Raw genomic sequence first — 14,118 nt, forward strand, 5'->3', positions numbered from 1 at the left:
TAAAAATATTATCGTATGACGATAGAAAAACAAGCCGATCTTGTAAAGCCTGTGACATGCGGATAAACCCTTGACGCCTTGATCGAGCGTCACAGGGTTTACCAGAGCGCTTGGCAGCTATTTAGTCATCATATGATGAGCCATCAACCTCTTTTGCTCATGATCAAGAATTTTCACGGATACACCCTCGATTTGCTGGGTATGGCCATCTTGTCGGGTCGCTATGCGGTGGGAGCCAGTTTGCCGCCTGAGCCGCTTTTGTGCGAAGAATTCGGCGTCAGCCGAACCGTGGTGCGCGAGGCCATCAAATCCCTGGTGGCCAAAGGTTTGCTGTCGACCGGTCCCAAGGTGGGCACGCGTGTCATGCCCGATGCGCACTGGAATTGGTTCGATCCGGATGTGGTGACCTGGCAGGCCCGCTGCGGATTGACGCCTGAATTTTTGAAAGACTTGCAAGAGCTGCGCCGTGTGGTGGAGCCTGCTGCTGTGCGCCTGGCCGCCGAGCGCGCCACACCCGAAGACATCGCCTGCATCGAAGCGGCCTACGCCGGAATGAAACAGGCGGTAGAAGAGGGGGGCGACTATGTCACCCACGATTTGCGTTTCCATGCAGGCTTGTTGCAGGCCTCTCACAATCGCATGCTGGTCCAGATGAGCAAGGCGCTCAATGCCTTGCTGCGCACGAGCTTCGAAATTTCAACCCGCATCAAGGACGGTGCGCGAAATTCCTTGCCTTTGCACCGCGCGGTGCTCAATGCTGTCGTGGCCCGCAATCCTGCCAAGGCAGAGCGGGCCATCATGGTGCTCATCGAAGGGGCCAGCGACAACATTGACAAAGTGCTCTCTTCGAGGCGCAAGTTGCCCATGGTTTCGGGGCCGACCGTGACCGGTCAGCTCACAGGTTCAAATCAAGCCGCCAGTCGGAAATCACGCAGCCCCAAAACCCCGCCCAAAGGCTGAATCGAGCTTGGCTCAACCGTTCCAGCGCGTATGGAATTTGCCGGGACGGTCGATGCGTTGGTAGGTGTGCGCGCCAAAATAGTCGCGCTGCGCCTGCAGCAAATTGGCGGGCAAACGCGCTGAGCGGTAGGCGTCGTAGTAGCTCAGGGCGCTCATGAACGAGGGCACGGCCACGCCGTGCAAGGCACCCATGGCCACCACTTCACGCAGGTCTTGGTGACACCTTGTCATCACCCCGGCAAAGTGGCTGTCCATCAAGAGGTTGTCCAAATTGGGCGCGCGGTCAAAACTGGCCCGAATGTCTTCGAGCAAGCGTGCTCGGATGATGCAACCTGCGCGCCAGACCGAGGCCACGGTGCCCATGGGCAGTTGCCACTGGTGTTCGCGGTCGGCGGCCTTGAGCAGGCTGAAGCCTTGGGCGTAGGCGCAAATTTTGGCCGCCAACAGTGCGTTTTTGATCTGGCCCAGCACGGCATCTCGCACGCCTGCTGTGCGGGGCAAGGGGCCGGGCAATACCTTGGAAGCCAGGGCCCGCTCGGCATGCAGGCCGCTCAGTGTGCGCGCGAACACGGCGTTGGCAATGGTCGGTGCGGCGACGCCCAGATCGAGCGCAATCTGGCTTGCCCATTTGCCCGTACCTTTTTGTTCGGCCGTGTCCAAAATCAGGTCCACCAAAGCACGTCCTGTTTCGGGGTCGGTGTACGCCAGGATGTCTGCGGTGATACCGATCAGGTAACTGGCCAGCTCGCCCTGGTTCCACTGGCGGAACACCACGCTCATCTCGGCCGGGCGCATGCCCAACAAGTGATGCATCAGCCAATAGGCTTCGCAGATGGTTTGCATGTCAGCGTATTCGATGCCGTTGTGCACCATTTTCACGAAGTGGCCTGAGCCGCCGGGGCCCATCCATTCGCAGCAGGGCTGACCATCGTCGGTTTTGGCGGCAATGGCTTGCAGCATGGGCCGCACCCTTGGCCAAGCGGCTGACGAGCCACCCGGCATGAGGGCCGGGCCATGCAGCGCGCCTTCTTCGCCACCGCTGACGCCCGCACCCACGTAGTGGATGCCCGAGCCCTCCAGGGCCTGCAGGCGGCGCTGGGTGTCGGTGTAGAGGGTGTTGCCCCCATCGATCACCACATCGCCCGCGCTCAGCAAAGGGCTCAGCTCGGTCAGAACCGCGTCTACGGCGGCTCCTGCGGGCACCATCAGCCACACGCAACGCGGCGTTTGCAAGCTGGCCACCAGCTCCTGGAGCGAAGCCGCAGCCTGCGCATTCAGGCCATGTGTGCGCTGGCCAAAGCTGGCGCGTTTGCCTGCATCCAGGTCAAAACCACCCACGCCAAAACCGTTGCGCACCAGATTGAGCGCCAGGTTTTCACCCATCACGCCCAGGCCCACCAGGCCGATATCCAAGCCCTGCATGGTTGGGTTTTAGCCCCGACCGACGAAGGGCATGTTGGTGGCCATCACGGTGGTGAACAAGATGTTGGCCGACAAGGGCAGACGGGCCATGGTCATGAAGGTCTCGACCACGGCGCTCATGTCCATGCGGGGCTCGGCCTTGATGCTCAGGTCGGCCTGGTGCACGCCTTGCGCCATTTTGAGGGTCATGTCCGAGGCCACGTTGCCAATGTCGATCTGGCCCACAGCGATGCTGTAGGGGCGGCCGTCCAAAGACGCGGCGCGGGTCAGGCCCGAGATGGCGTGCTTGGTGGCGGTGTAGGCAATCGAGCCCGGACGGGGCACATGGGCCGAGATCGAGCCGTTGTTGATGATGCGGCCGCCTTGCGGGCTTTGCTCTTGCATCAGCTTGAAGGCATAAGACAAGGTGTAGAACGCGCCGTTGAGGTTGATGTCCACCGCGCGGCGCCACTCGTCGCCTGACAGGTCGCCTGGCAAGGTGTAGGGCAGCGAAATGCCCGCGTTGTTGAACACCAGATCGAGGCGGCCAAAGCGCGAGCGGATCTGATCAAACAGGGCTTTGACTTCGGGTTCTTTAGACAGGTCGGTCGGGATGGCATGGCCGTTGGCCGCGTTGGGGCCAGCTTCGGCGACGGCAGCGGCCAGCGCATCGGCGCGACGCCCCACCAGAACGACTTGCCAGCCTTCTTGGAGAAGGGCCAGGGCGCAGGCTTTGCCGATGCCGGAGCTGGCACCGGTGACGAGGGCGATTTTGGACATGGTGTGAACTTTCTAGAGAGGAACAGAAAACGCCAGATTTTCAGGCGTTTTGAAAAGAAATCTGTACCTTGAGTGACTGGCTCTTGTCGGCCGCCAGGTCAAAGGCTTCGATGGCGCGATACAGGGGCAGGACACGGGTGATGACGGGTTTGCCGTTGACCAGGCCTTCGTTCAAAAAGCGCACCGCCGTGGCAAATTCGGCATGGAAGCGGAAGGTGCCGCGCAGATCCACTTCTTTGGCCACGATCTGTGTCATGGGAAGGCTGATGTCCCCGCCCATGCCCACGGTGATCAGCACGCCGCGCGGCACGATGGTGTCCAGGCCCACGCGCAAAGCGGCTTCGCTGCCCGAGGCCTCGAACACCACGTCAAACTGGCCTTTGTCCACCTTGTAGGCGTCCAGCGCTTGGGGTTGGGACTTGAGGTTGATGGTTTCATCCGCGCCCATCTCCTTGGCGCACTTCAGGGGCAAGTCGGCAATGTCGGCCGCCACGATGCGGGCCGCGCCCGCACGGCGCAAAGCGCCAATCAGCAGCGAGCCAATGGGGCCGCAACCGGTCACCAGCACCTGCTTGCCCAGCACGCTGCCAGCGCGCTGGATGGCATGCAGGCCGACCGACAAAGGCTCGGCCAAAGCGGCTTCTGACAGGCTCAGGTGGTCGGCAATCGGATGGGCTTGGTAACCCTCGATGATGAGCTGCTCGCTGAAGCCACCCTGGATGTGCGGGAAGGGCATGGCGCTGCCGTAAAAGCGCATATTCAGGCAATGGTTGTGCTGGCCCGCTTGGCAAAAGCGGCAGTGGCCGCAAGGGCGCGAAGGCGAGATGGCGATGCGCTGGCCTGGCTGGATACCGCTGGCCTGGCTGCCCAAAGCGTCCACCACGCCCGAAATTTCGTGGCCCAGCGCAATGGGCTGCTTGATGCGCACGGTGCCAAAGCCGCCGTGCTGGTAGTAATGCAGGTCCGAGCCGCAGATGCCGCCATAGGCCACATTCACGCGCAACTGGTGTTCGCCCAAGGGGGGCAGCTCGGTGTTTTCAATGCGCAGGTCTTGGGCCGAATGGCAAACAACGGATTTCATGGGAGGCTCCTCGCAAAAGCTTCAAAGGGTGGCGGTCACGCCGCCGTCAACGTAAAGGATATGGCCATTCACAAAACGCGAGGCGTCGGAGGCCAGAAACACCGCCGCGCCGCCCAGGTCCTGCACATCGCCCCAGCGGCGGCTGGGCGTGCGGCCCACCAGCCAGCTGCTGAAAGCCGGGTCGTCCACGAGCTTTTGGTTCAGCTCGGTCTTGAAATAGCCCGGGCCAATGCCATTGACGTTGAGGCCAAACTGGCCCCAGTCAATCGCCATGCCCTTGGTCAGCATTTTCACGGCGCCTTTGGTGGCGGTGTAGGGCGCAATGCCGGGGCGGCCCAGCTCGCTTTGCACCGAGCAGATGTTGATGATCTTGCCGCGACCCCGCGGGATCATTTTTTTGGCGACCGCCTGGCCCACGAAGTACACGCTGTCCAGGTTGGTTTTCATGATCGTGTGCCAGTCGCTGTCGGCATACTCGTGCAGCGGACCGCGAATCTGCATGCCCGCGTTGTTGACCAGGATGTCGATCGGCCCCTCGGCCTCGATCTGGTCCACCGCCGCACGCACGCTGCCCGCATCGGTCACGTCAAACACCGCGCTGCTGACCGACAGGCCTTGCGCTCGCAGGGCCTGCTGCGCCGCCTCGACTTTGCTGGCGGTGCGCCCGTTCAGGATGACATGGGCCCCGGCTTGTGCCAGCGCCTCAGCCATGGCCAGACCAATGCCAGCCGAGGAGCCCGTGATCAGGGCGCGGCGGCCTGTCAGTTGGAAGGTGTCGAGTACGTTCATGGCTTCAATCGGTGGGCAGTGCGTAGTCGTCTGCGCTGAAGACGGTGTGGAAGACGGTGCCATCGAACATGGCGATCAAATCCTTGGACACTTCGCGGCTTTCCATGCGCACGGCCGAGGCCAGTGCGACCTCGATCGATTCGCGGCTCGGGTAGCGCACCGACAGCACCATGCCAAAGTGTGGATCGTTCACATCGCTCTCGACCTGGCGCAGGACACGCACTTCTTGAGCGCCCGGAAAACGGGTCCAAAGGGGCACAAGTTTTTCGCGGATGTAGCGGTTGAAAGCGTCTTCCATGCCGGGTTTGACCTGGCCCTGAAAGAATGCACAGCGGATGAACATGGTGAGTCCTTTTGAAAATCAGAGGGCAGTCTGCAGACGGCGCTGCAGGGCCTGAAGTGCATGCGCCACCATGTCCTGCACCGTTTCGGTGATGGGCAGGCGGATGACGTCGAGTTCATCGGCCTGGGGGATTTCGAGTGTGCGGAATTGGCTGTCGAGCAAGCCGGGCTGCATGTAGTGGCCCACGCGTTGGCGCATGCGTTGCTCGATCAAGGCAAAGTCGCCGTCGAGGAAAACAAAGCACACATCACCGGCTTGAGCACGGATGCGGTCGCGGTACACCCGCTTGAGGGCTGAGCACGCCACCACACGGCCTTGCGGGTGGGGTTGCGACAAATAGTCGCCAATGCGGTCCAGCCAAGGCCATCGGTCGGCGTCTTCAAGCGGGACCCCAGCGCGCATTTTGGCCACGCTCTCGGGCAGGTGCAGGTCATCGCCATCGACCATGTCGAGTGACAGCCTCTCACCCAGCGCCGCAGCCATGGTGGACTTGCCGCAGCCGGACACCCCCATGACGATCAAGCGCAAGGGCGGCTTGTTCATGCTCGGCGAGGGGTTCACTTGTGCAGCATGGCCGCACACTCGGGCACAGGTGTGCGCAAGGGCTGACCTGAGATGCCCGCTTTCATGTTGGCAAAAGCCAGATCGGCCATGGCCTGGCGGGTCTCGGTGGTGGCGCTGGCCATGTGCGGTGTCAGCACCACATTGCGCATGCTCCACAGGGCTTGGGGCACGTTGGGCTCGTTGGCAAAGACGTCCAGGCCTGCGCCCGCGATGGTGCCGTTTTGCAGCGCAGCGATCAGCGCCTCTTCATCGACCACGCTGCCACGGGCTACGTTGATCAAAAAGCCACGCGGCCCCAGCGCCTTGAGCACATCGGCGTTGATGAGGTGTTTGGTGCCCGCACCGCCGGGGGTGATGACGACCAGAAAATCCACGTTCGCTGCCAGTTCGGCGGCAGAGGGGTAGTACTTGAAACCGACGTCACGCTTTTCGCTGCGCGCGGTGTAGGCGATCGACATGCCAAAGCCGCAGGCGCGTTGGGCGATGGCTTTGCCGATCCGCCCCAAACCCACAATGCCCATGCGGGCGCCAGAGACTTTGCGGGCCAGCGGCATGGGGCCGTTTGGCCATTGGCCTGCGCGCACAAACTGGTCGGCTTGCGGGATGGTGCGGCCCACCGACAGCACCAGGCCCATGGCCAGGTCGGCCACATCGTCGGTCAGAACCTCGGGGGTGTGGGTGACGGGAATGCCGTGCTCGATGGCGGCGGGCACATCCACGCCGTCGTAGCCTACGCCAAACACCGACACCACTTTGGCATGGGTCACTTGGGCCAGCAGGCTGCGCGGCACACTGGCTTCGCCCGTCCCTGCCACACCCATGATGCGGGGGGCCAGCTGGGCAAAAGCCGCAGGGTCGGTCACATGGGTGCGGTCATGCACGGTGTAGAGGGTTTCCAAAGCCTGGAGGTAAAAAGGGTGCAGTTTGGCCACGGCCAGTACATCGGGTTTGGTCAAGGGTTCTCCTGGAGCTTCAAGGGCAAATGCTTCTATCGTATCGGTGCACTCTCTGGACCCATCTACGGATAAACCCCTGCACACCGACCCGCGTCTGCAGCCTCGTTGACAATCAGGCTTTGGTTTGAATGGAGGCCTTGAGCCATGCATGCCCTGAAAAAAGTCATTCTCTTCACCGACAGCGATGGCCGTGCCCGTTTCAGGGACGAAGAAGTGCCCCTGACCGAGGGCACACCGCAAAGCCGCTTATCGGCCCTGATGGCGGCCAGCGCCTGCCAGCTGCGCCAAAGCCCGGTGGGCTTTCGCAGCACTTTCCATTGCACCGGCAACCCGCAGTGGTTGTTTGTATTGGCGGGTCAGATGGAGATTTTTTTGCAAGACGGCAGCTCGCGCATTTTTGGCCCCGGCGAGTTCTTTTACTCGGCCGACACCCTGCCCGAAGGGGCCACGTTTGACCCCACCGTGCACGGCCACTGGAGCCGTCAGGTGGGCCCACACCCCCTGGTGACCTTGCTCGTGCGCGACTGATCCAGATCAAAAAAGAGCCCGCATGCTGCGGGCTCTGTTCAGGGGGCAGGGCGCTGGTCAGCGACCGAAGCCACGGCCACCGCCGCCGTTGCCACCGCGGTTGCCACCGCCGTAACCGCCGCCACCTTGACGGCGGCCGCTGCTGGCCAGGCTGTCGATGCTGGTGCGGGTGGGGTCGGGTTGGCCACTGGTGCGCACGGGCTTGCGGTTGGGCAAGTCCAGGCGCGCAAACTGCGTGGTTTTGAGCGGGTCAATGTGGCGTGGCAGCTCGTCGCCATCGCCCCGGCGGCGGTCTTGACCACCTTGGCCGCCACGCGCGGGGCCACGGCCTTCAGGACGTGGGCCACGTGGTGCGGGACGGCCTTGGCCATCACCACGGTTGTCAAAACGCGGATCGCCGCGCTGCTCCTGGCCACGACCACCTTCGCGGCGGCCATCGCCTTGACCTTCAAATCGGGGTGCGCCTTGCGGGCCATTGCGGCGTGAGGGCGGTGGGCCGTTGCGCGAAGGACGCGGCTGACCTTGGCCTTCGGCTCGGGCCTGGCGCGGACCACCACCGCCACCGCCCGCGGCTTTGTTGTCCCGGATGCGTTGCATCATGTCCTGGCGCGCAGCTTTGGCCGCAGCGGCCATCACATCGCGGCTGGGCGGCTTGCCTGCACCGCCCCACAGAGTCTGGCGACCCATGGCGATGGGCTCGGCCACTTCGCCGGGTTCGGGGCCAAAGCCTTCGAGCATCTGGACCGGAATCTCCTGCTTGGTGAAGCGCTCGATGTCCATCATGAAGCCTTCTTCGTCCAGGCAGACCAAGCTCACCGCCTCGCCGCTGGCACCCGCGCGGCCTGTGCGGCCAATGCGGTGCACATAGTCTTCCGACACGTTCGGGATCTCGTAGTTCACCACGTGTGGTAAGTCTTCGATGTCGATGCCGCGCGCTGCAATGTCGGTGGCGACCAAGGCACGGATCTCGCCGCTCTTGAAGCCTGCCAAAGCTTGTGTGCGGGCGGTCTGGCTCTTGTTGCCGTGCAAAGCCATGGCTTTGACGCCATTTTTGGTCAAAAAGTCGGCCACATTGTTAGCGCCAAATTTGGTTCGGGTGAATACCAGCACCTGGCTCCAGTCGTGCTTCTGAATGATGTGCAGCAGCACGTCTTTTTTCTTGTTGCGGCCCACGGGGTGGATCACCTGCGTGATGCGTTGCACCGTGGTGTTGCTGGGCGTGACCTGGATGCTCTGCGGGTTCTTGAGCAGGTTGCCCGCCAACTCGCGGATCTCGTCGCTGAAGGTGGCCGAGAACAGCAGGCTTTGCTTTTCTTTGGGCACCAGGGCCAGCACTTTTTTCACGTCGTGGATGAAGCCCATGTCCAGCATGCGGTCGGCTTCGTCGAGCACCAGCATTTCCACCGTCGACAAGTCCAGGAAACCCTGGCCTTGCAGGTCGAGCAAACGACCCGGTGTGGCCACCAGAATGTCCACGCCTTTTTTGACCTTGTTGATCTGCGGGTTCATGCCCACACCACCAAAGATCACGGTGGAGTCGAGCTTCAGGTATTTGCCGTAGTCGCGCACCGACTCTTCGACCTGGGCGGCCAGCTCGCGGGTGGGTGTGAGCACCAGGGCGCGGATGGCTTTGCCGCCAAAACGGTTTTTGCCCGGTTCGGTCAGGCTCAGCTTGTGCAGCATGGGCAGCGTGAAGGCGGCGGTTTTGCCCGTGCCGGTTTGCGCACCAGCCAACAAGTCCTGACCGGCCAGGACGGCGGGGATGGCTTGAGCCTGGATGGGCGTGGGGGTTTCGTAGCCGAGCTCGCGCACAGCTTGCATGATGGCCGGGGCCAGGTTCAATTCTTCAAAGTTCATTTTTCACAGAGCGCCATGTCCGGCGCAGGCATCGGCTCAATCAACTGCTGTTGGCAGTGTCCAGTGAGGGCCGATAAGTCTTAGGGTGGGCATGGAAACCGCAGGCGCTTGTTTTGAGCGTGCCTGGGTCAGGCCCCAGCAGAAGTGCTGATGCTGGGGCAACTGGAGGCCTCAGCGAAGTGCATTGTCGCACAAAGCCAGGGCGGTCATGTATTTGAGGCCTCTAGGCGCTTGCGCGGCTTCACGGCCCATGGGTTCAAACCCCAATTCAAACCCGTGCAGGGGCCCATTAGACTGGGCTTCACATTTCATCCCTCTACGGAACACTATGCGCCCCACCCACGATCGCCGTACATTTTTGCAAGTCGTTGCATGGGCCTCGCTTGCCCTGGCTGCCAGCAGCGCTTGGAGCCCCGTCGCGGCCCAAACGCCCAAGTGGCCATCCAAGCCCATCAAAATCGTGGTGGCCTTTCCCCCCGGCGGCCTCACCGACGCCTACGCCCGCAACTATGGTGAATTCCTCAGCACCCGGCTGGGCGTGCCTGTGGTCATCGAAAACAAGCCCGGCGCGGGTGCCATCATCGGCATCGACGCGGTGGCCAAGTCGCCTGCCGACGGCTACACCTTTGTCATGAGCACCTCGGGCACCTTCTGGCAAAACCGCATTCTTTACTCCAAGCTGCCCTACAATCTCGACAAAGACCTGACCCCGGTCACTGTGTTCCCCTCCGGCCCGCTGGTCGTGGGCATCAACGATAAAATCCCGGCCAAAAACATGGCCGAGTTTGTGGCCTGGGCCAAAAAGAACCCGACCTCCATGGGCACCTATGCGCCGGGCTCGTACCCGCACATGGTGGCCGACCAGACCAACCGCCAGCAAGGCACGGCCATCCAGTCGGTGCACTACCGGGGCGAAGCACCCATGTGGCTTGACGTGGCCTCTGGCCAGTTGCAAATCGCGGTGGGCAGTTTCCAAGCCTTCAATGCCGTGGCCACTCGGGGCGTGCGCGCCATTGGCGTGACAGGCAGCTACCGATCACCCAAGCTGCCCGATGTGCCCACCCTGACCGAGCAAGGCAACACCGAAAAACTGGTCACGCTTGAAGGTGGCCTCCCCCTGGTGGCCCCAGCGGGCACCCCAGAGGCGGTGCTCAAACGCATGGCCGATGAGGCGGTGGCTTGGTCCAACACCGACAAAGCCGCCAAACTGCGCGAAACCTTTGCCATCCCGAACAAACCCAAAAACCTCGCCGACACCCGCAAGGACTGGGAAGCCGAAGTGCCCGTGTGGATCAAGCTGGCGGTGGACCTGGGGATCAAGCTGGACTGATGCATTGGCTTTGCGCCGTAGGGGTGCGCTGCATTTTGTTGGAGCGCACCCCCGTGCGCGATGGCTTGCAGACCGGTGACCTGAGCCCAAGCCAAGGAAGCCCCGGCATTTTCTAAAGTGCCGGGGCTTTTGTCTGTTGGCCCTGTTGCCGCCGACCGAAAACTGACCATCTAAACGTGGGGGTGCCGACTCAAAATTGACCAGGGTGTTCAACTGGCCTGCTGAAATATTCAGCAGGAGAGATAGAAGGTGATCACCATGGAAATGATAGGTAAGGTCAGGCGCATGAAGTTGCGCGAACAACTCTCCAACAGCGAGATCGCCAAGCGCACGGGGCTGTCGCGCAACACGGTCAAAAAATGGCTCAAAGCCCCAGGCGACCAGGCTCCCAAGTACAAAAGGCAAAGCGGATTCACCAAGCTCAGCGTGTTTGAGGCGACGTTGGTGCAGTCGCTCAAGGCCGATTCCCACAGACCCAAACATGCCCGGCGCAGTGCGCGGGCGTTGTTGGCGCAGTTACAGGCGCAGGGCTATAGAGGCGGCTACAGCCGATTGACAGATTTCATTCGGGGTTGGCGCGAGCAAGAGGGCAAGGCTGCATCCAAGGCGTATGTGCCTTTGAGTTTCGAGCTGGGCGAGGCGTTTTAGTTTGACTGGAGCGAGGAAGGGCTGCTCATTGGCGGGGTGTACCACCACATGCAGGTCTCACACCTGAAGCTGTGCGCCAGCAGGGCGTTCTGGGTGGTGGCTTACCCCAGCCAGGGGCACGAGATGTTGTTTGACGCGCACACCCGCAGTTTTGCGGCGCTGGGCGGTGTGGCGCGCCGGGGCATTTACGACAACATGAAGACGGCGGTGGACAAGGTCAAGAAGGGCAAAGGTCGCATCGTCAATGTCCGCTTCAATGCGCTGTGCAGTCACTACCTGTTCGAGCCGGACTTTTGCAATGTGGCTTCGGGCTGGGAGAAAGGGGTGGTGGAGAAGAACGTGCAGGACAGCCGCAGGCGTATCTGGATAGAGGCTGGCACCAAGCGGTTTGGCTCGTTTGTGGAGCTCAATGCCTGGTTGGCAGAGCGCTGCCGCTCGATCTGGGCCGAAACACCGCATCCAGAGCACAAGCAGTTCACGCTGGCCGAGATGCTGGATTTGGAGCGTGAGCACTTGATGAGCATGCCCGAGCCGTTTGATGGGTATGTGGAGAATCCGGCCCGGGTGAGCAGCACCTGTTTGGTCAATGTGGCGCGCAACAAGTATTCGGTGCCGTGCGAGTGGGCTGGGCAGATGGTCAGTACAAGGCTGTATCCGGGCCGAGTCGATGTGGTGGCCCAAGACGCCATCGTGGCCAGCCACACGAGGCTGACCAACCGGGCGCAAATCAGCTATGACTGGCAGCATTACATCGATTTGGTGCAGCGCAAGCCTGGTGCGCTCAGAAACGGTACGCCGTTTATGGACTTGCCGCCTGCGCTGCTGAGGCTGAGGCAGTCGTTGATGCGCCATGCGGGAGGTGACCGAGTGATGGCCCAGGTGCTGGCCGTGGTGCCGCAAGCGGGGCTGGACGCTGTATTGGTTGCGGTGGAAGTTTTGCTGGAAGGCGCCACACCCAACGGTGGCATCAGCGTGGAGCATGTGCGCAACGTGTTGGCGCGGTTGAGCAGCCCACCGATGCCGCAGCAAGCCGAGACATCGCTGCAGCTCAGTCAGGCGCCTCTGGCCAACACGGCGCGCTACGACGGCCTGCGCTCTGGCGTGGAGGTGAGCTATGACTGAGCACAGGGCAACGCAGCGGGACATCCAAGCTGAACTTAAAAACCTCAGACTCAGCGGCATGGCCATGGCCTGGGCGGATCTGGTGGAGCAAGGCGGCAATGCCGAGCTGCACGCATCTCGCTGGCTGATCGAGCACTTGCTGCAAGCCGAAGCAGTCAACCGCCACATGCGATCGATTGCGCATCAAACCAAGGCGGCCCGATTCCCGGTTCACCGAGATTTGGCGGGGTTCAACTTTGAGGCCTCGCAAGTGGACCGGGCATTGGTGCACAAACTGGCTGATCTGTCGTTCACGCAGGATGCGCAAAACGTGGTGCTCATAGGGGGGGCCGGGGACGGGCAAAACGCACCTGGCCACGGCGCTGGGCATCTCGGGGCTGACGCAACACGGCAAAAAGGTCAGGTTCTACTCGACGGTGGACCTGGTCAATGCGCTGGAGCAGGAGAAGGCGCAAGGCAAGGCGGGTCGGCTTGCGCTGAGTTTGTCGCGCATGGACTTGGTGGTGCTAGATGAGTTGGGGTATTTGCCGTTCAGCCAGGCCGGAGGGGCACTGCTGTTTCACTTGCTGTCCAAGCTGTATGAACGGGTCAGTGTGCTGATCACAACGAACCTGACGTTTGCCGAATGGTCGAGCGTGTTTGGGGATGCCAAGATGACGACGGCGCTATTGGACCGGTTGACGCACCACTGCCACATTGTGGAGACGGGCAATGAGTCTTATCGGTTCAGGCACAGCTCCAATGAGGCGAGGGGCCGAATCAAAGCCAGGGAGCAGGCAAGAAAAATGGAGAGAAAGGAGCTCCAGGACGACAATTGATCTTATAGTTATCCACAGCCAGCCGACATAAAAGCTGGCTCAAGCCCCTGGTCAAAATTCAATCGGCACAGGTGGTCAATATTGGATCGGCGGCAACACATCGTGGTCAGGGCGGTCAGCGCTTTGGTGACCGTTTTACCCAGCTGGACAAAACTGCCGTGCAAGCGGTGGTGACCGCCCAGGTAGAGGGGAGCGTGACCAATGCCCGCATGCAAGAAATCACGGGTGAGCATTCCAAAGACATCACGGGCGTGCTGCAAACCTTGGTGCGTGATGGCCTGCTGACGCAGCAAAACCAGCGCCGCTGGGCCAGTTACCGCGTGGCGGGTGCCCCCCCAATTGGGCGAGGACTCCCGTCATTTGGAGGCGTACTCCCGTCATTTGAGCCCCGAACTCCTGTCATTGGCAGAGCCGGCACACTCAAAGCCAAGTTAGCGACGGCAGAAATGCAGGCTTTGGTGTTGAGACTGTGCGACACCCGATGGCTCACCACCCGTGATTTGGCCGAACTGTTGAGCCGTGACCCAGAAAACCTGCAGAGGCGAATCCTGACGGGCTTGGTCAATCAGGGTTTGCTGGAGTTGCGTTACCCAGGTGTGCCCAATCGGCCAGATCAGGCGTATCGCGCTGTAGTCAAAAGCGCACCATGAATTTTTCACTGAGCCCAGGAGATGCCCCGATGCTGACCAAACTCAATGCCAAAAACCAGATTACGCTGCCCAAGAGTCTGATGCAAGCGGTGGGGCCGACCGACTACTTTGATGTCCAAGCCAAGGGCGGACAGATCGTTTTGACGCCTGTGCGCTTCGTCGTAGCCGATGCGGTGCGTGCGAAACTGGCCGAACTGGGCATCACAGAGACCGACATGACTGCCGCCGTCGATTGGGCGAGGACGCAACCTCCTACCACCTGAGTCTATTCGCTATTCGCGAATAGCGAAT

Annotated in this window: 13 protein-coding genes and 2 pseudogenes; 7 read left to right on the forward strand and 8 right to left on the reverse strand. The window is 61.6% G+C overall.

Translation table 11 applies throughout. From position 1 onward, the window contains the following. Positions 1 to 159: 159 nt before the first annotated feature. Positions 160 to 960: a FadR/GntR family transcriptional regulator gene (locus B9Z34_RS08795; protein WP_108427743.1), complete on the forward strand. Its 801-nt coding sequence runs from the start codon at positions 160 to 162 to the stop codon at positions 958 to 960. A 12-nt stretch (positions 961 to 972) separates the two neighbouring features. On the opposite strand, the gene gndA is transcribed toward B9Z34_RS08795, so the two are convergent. The 7 genes from gndA to B9Z34_RS08835 are packed head-to-tail and all read right to left on the reverse strand — an operon-like array spanning position 973 to position 6,874. Then, positions 973 to 2,382 (reverse strand): NADP-dependent phosphogluconate dehydrogenase, encoded by a 1,410-nt coding sequence (gene gndA, locus B9Z34_RS08800; protein WP_108427744.1) that lies wholly within the window; start codon positions 2,380 to 2,382, stop codon positions 973 to 975. A gap of 9 nt (positions 2,383 to 2,391) precedes the next feature. Then, the gene (locus B9Z34_RS08805) at positions 2,392 to 3,141 is read right to left on the reverse strand and encodes an SDR family oxidoreductase (protein ID WP_108427745.1); all 750 of its coding nucleotides are present in this window, start codon (positions 3,139 to 3,141) and stop codon (positions 2,392 to 2,394) included. A gap of 40 nt (positions 3,142 to 3,181) precedes the next feature. Further along, positions 3,182 to 4,222, reverse strand: coding sequence for an L-idonate 5-dehydrogenase (locus B9Z34_RS08810; protein WP_108427746.1), 1,041 nt, complete (start codon positions 4,220 to 4,222; stop codon positions 3,182 to 3,184). 21 nt (positions 4,223 to 4,243) lie between these two features. Then, on the reverse strand, positions 4,244 to 5,011 hold the full coding sequence (locus tag B9Z34_RS08820; RefSeq protein WP_108427747.1) for an SDR family oxidoreductase: 768 nt from the start codon (positions 5,009 to 5,011) through the stop codon (positions 4,244 to 4,246). 4 nt (positions 5,012 to 5,015) lie between these two features. Continuing rightward, on the reverse strand, positions 5,016 to 5,354 hold the full coding sequence (locus B9Z34_RS08825) for a hypothetical protein (RefSeq protein ID WP_108427748.1): 339 nt from the start codon (positions 5,352 to 5,354) through the stop codon (positions 5,016 to 5,018). An 18-nt stretch (positions 5,355 to 5,372) separates the two neighbouring features. Then, positions 5,373 to 5,897 (reverse strand): gluconokinase, encoded by a 525-nt coding sequence (locus B9Z34_RS08830; RefSeq protein ID WP_108427749.1) that lies wholly within the window; start codon positions 5,895 to 5,897, stop codon positions 5,373 to 5,375. A gap of 14 nt (positions 5,898 to 5,911) precedes the next feature. Next, a complete protein-coding gene (locus B9Z34_RS08835; protein WP_108427750.1) occupies positions 5,912 to 6,874 on the reverse strand; it encodes a 2-hydroxyacid dehydrogenase in 963 nt (320 codons plus the stop codon). 144 nt (positions 6,875 to 7,018) lie between these two features. On the opposite strand from B9Z34_RS08835, the gene B9Z34_RS08840 reads away from it, so the two are divergent. Continuing rightward, the gene (locus tag B9Z34_RS08840; RefSeq protein WP_108427751.1) at positions 7,019 to 7,402 is read left to right on the forward strand and encodes a hypothetical protein; all 384 of its coding nucleotides are present in this window, start codon (positions 7,019 to 7,021) and stop codon (positions 7,400 to 7,402) included. 57 nt (positions 7,403 to 7,459) lie between these two features. Here B9Z34_RS08840 and B9Z34_RS08845 read toward each other — a convergent pair whose 3' ends face one another. Beyond that, positions 7,460 to 9,259 (reverse strand): DEAD/DEAH box helicase, encoded by a 1,800-nt coding sequence (locus B9Z34_RS08845; RefSeq protein ID WP_108427752.1) that lies wholly within the window; start codon positions 9,257 to 9,259, stop codon positions 7,460 to 7,462. A 328-nt stretch (positions 9,260 to 9,587) separates the two neighbouring features. Between B9Z34_RS08845 and B9Z34_RS08850 the strand changes: the two genes are divergently transcribed. The 5 genes and pseudogenes from B9Z34_RS08850 to B9Z34_RS08870 all read left to right on the forward strand — a co-directional run bounded on the left by B9Z34_RS08850 (position 9,588) and on the right by B9Z34_RS08870 (position 14,090). Next, positions 9,588 to 10,589, forward strand: coding sequence for a tripartite tricarboxylate transporter substrate binding protein (locus tag B9Z34_RS08850; protein ID WP_108427753.1), 1,002 nt, complete (start codon positions 9,588 to 9,590; stop codon positions 10,587 to 10,589). A gap of 258 nt (positions 10,590 to 10,847) precedes the next feature. Next, positions 10,848 to 12,359 (forward strand): annotated as a pseudogene (istA, locus tag B9Z34_RS08855) (IS21 family transposase). Beyond that, a pseudogene (gene istB / locus B9Z34_RS08860) lies at positions 12,352 to 13,177 on the forward strand (IS21-like element helper ATPase IstB). Before istA ends, istB begins: the two co-directional pseudogenes overlap by 8 nt. A 71-nt stretch (positions 13,178 to 13,248) precedes the next feature. Further along, complete coding sequence (locus tag B9Z34_RS08865) at positions 13,249 to 13,827, forward strand: hypothetical protein (protein WP_108427754.1); 579 nt, start codon at positions 13,249 to 13,251, stop codon at positions 13,825 to 13,827. Next, a complete protein-coding gene (locus B9Z34_RS08870; RefSeq protein ID WP_233249501.1) occupies positions 13,824 to 14,090 on the forward strand; it encodes an AbrB/MazE/SpoVT family DNA-binding domain-containing protein in 267 nt (88 codons plus the stop codon). Before B9Z34_RS08865 ends, B9Z34_RS08870 begins: the two co-directional genes overlap by 4 nt. Positions 14,091 to 14,118: the final 28 nt, after the last annotated feature.

This window comes from Limnohabitans sp. Hippo3 (assembly GCF_003063665.1).
Lineage (GTDB): Bacteria > Pseudomonadota > Gammaproteobacteria > Burkholderiales > Burkholderiaceae_C > Limnohabitans_A.

Excerpts from the sequence above, each read along its gene's own strand:
- B9Z34_RS08795 (WP_108427743.1), top strand. The coding sequence starts at position 160 with ATGATCAAGAATTTTCACGGATACACCCTCGATTTGCTGGGTATGGCC.
- gndA (WP_108427744.1), bottom strand. The coding sequence starts at position 2,382 with ATGCAGGGCTTGGATATCGGCCTGGTGGGCCTGGGCGTGATGGGTGAA.
- B9Z34_RS08805 (WP_108427745.1), bottom strand. The coding sequence starts at position 3,141 with ATGTCCAAAATCGCCCTCGTCACCGGTGCCAGCTCCGGCATCGGCAAA.
- B9Z34_RS08810 (WP_108427746.1), bottom strand. The coding sequence starts at position 4,222 with ATGAAATCCGTTGTTTGCCATTCGGCCCAAGACCTGCGCATTGAAAAC.
- B9Z34_RS08820 (WP_108427747.1), bottom strand. The coding sequence starts at position 5,011 with ATGAACGTACTCGACACCTTCCAACTGACAGGCCGCCGCGCCCTGATC.
- B9Z34_RS08825 (WP_108427748.1), bottom strand. The coding sequence starts at position 5,354 with ATGTTCATCCGCTGTGCATTCTTTCAGGGCCAGGTCAAACCCGGCATG.
- B9Z34_RS08830 (WP_108427749.1), bottom strand. The coding sequence starts at position 5,897 with ATGAACAAGCCGCCCTTGCGCTTGATCGTCATGGGGGTGTCCGGCTGC.
- B9Z34_RS08840 (WP_108427751.1), top strand. The coding sequence starts at position 7,019 with ATGCATGCCCTGAAAAAAGTCATTCTCTTCACCGACAGCGATGGCCGT.
- B9Z34_RS08845 (WP_108427752.1), bottom strand. The coding sequence starts at position 9,259 with ATGAACTTTGAAGAATTGAACCTGGCCCCGGCCATCATGCAAGCTGTG.
- B9Z34_RS08850 (WP_108427753.1), top strand. The coding sequence starts at position 9,588 with ATGCGCCCCACCCACGATCGCCGTACATTTTTGCAAGTCGTTGCATGG.
- B9Z34_RS08870 (WP_233249501.1), top strand. The coding sequence starts at position 13,824 with ATGAATTTTTCACTGAGCCCAGGAGATGCCCCGATGCTGACCAAACTC.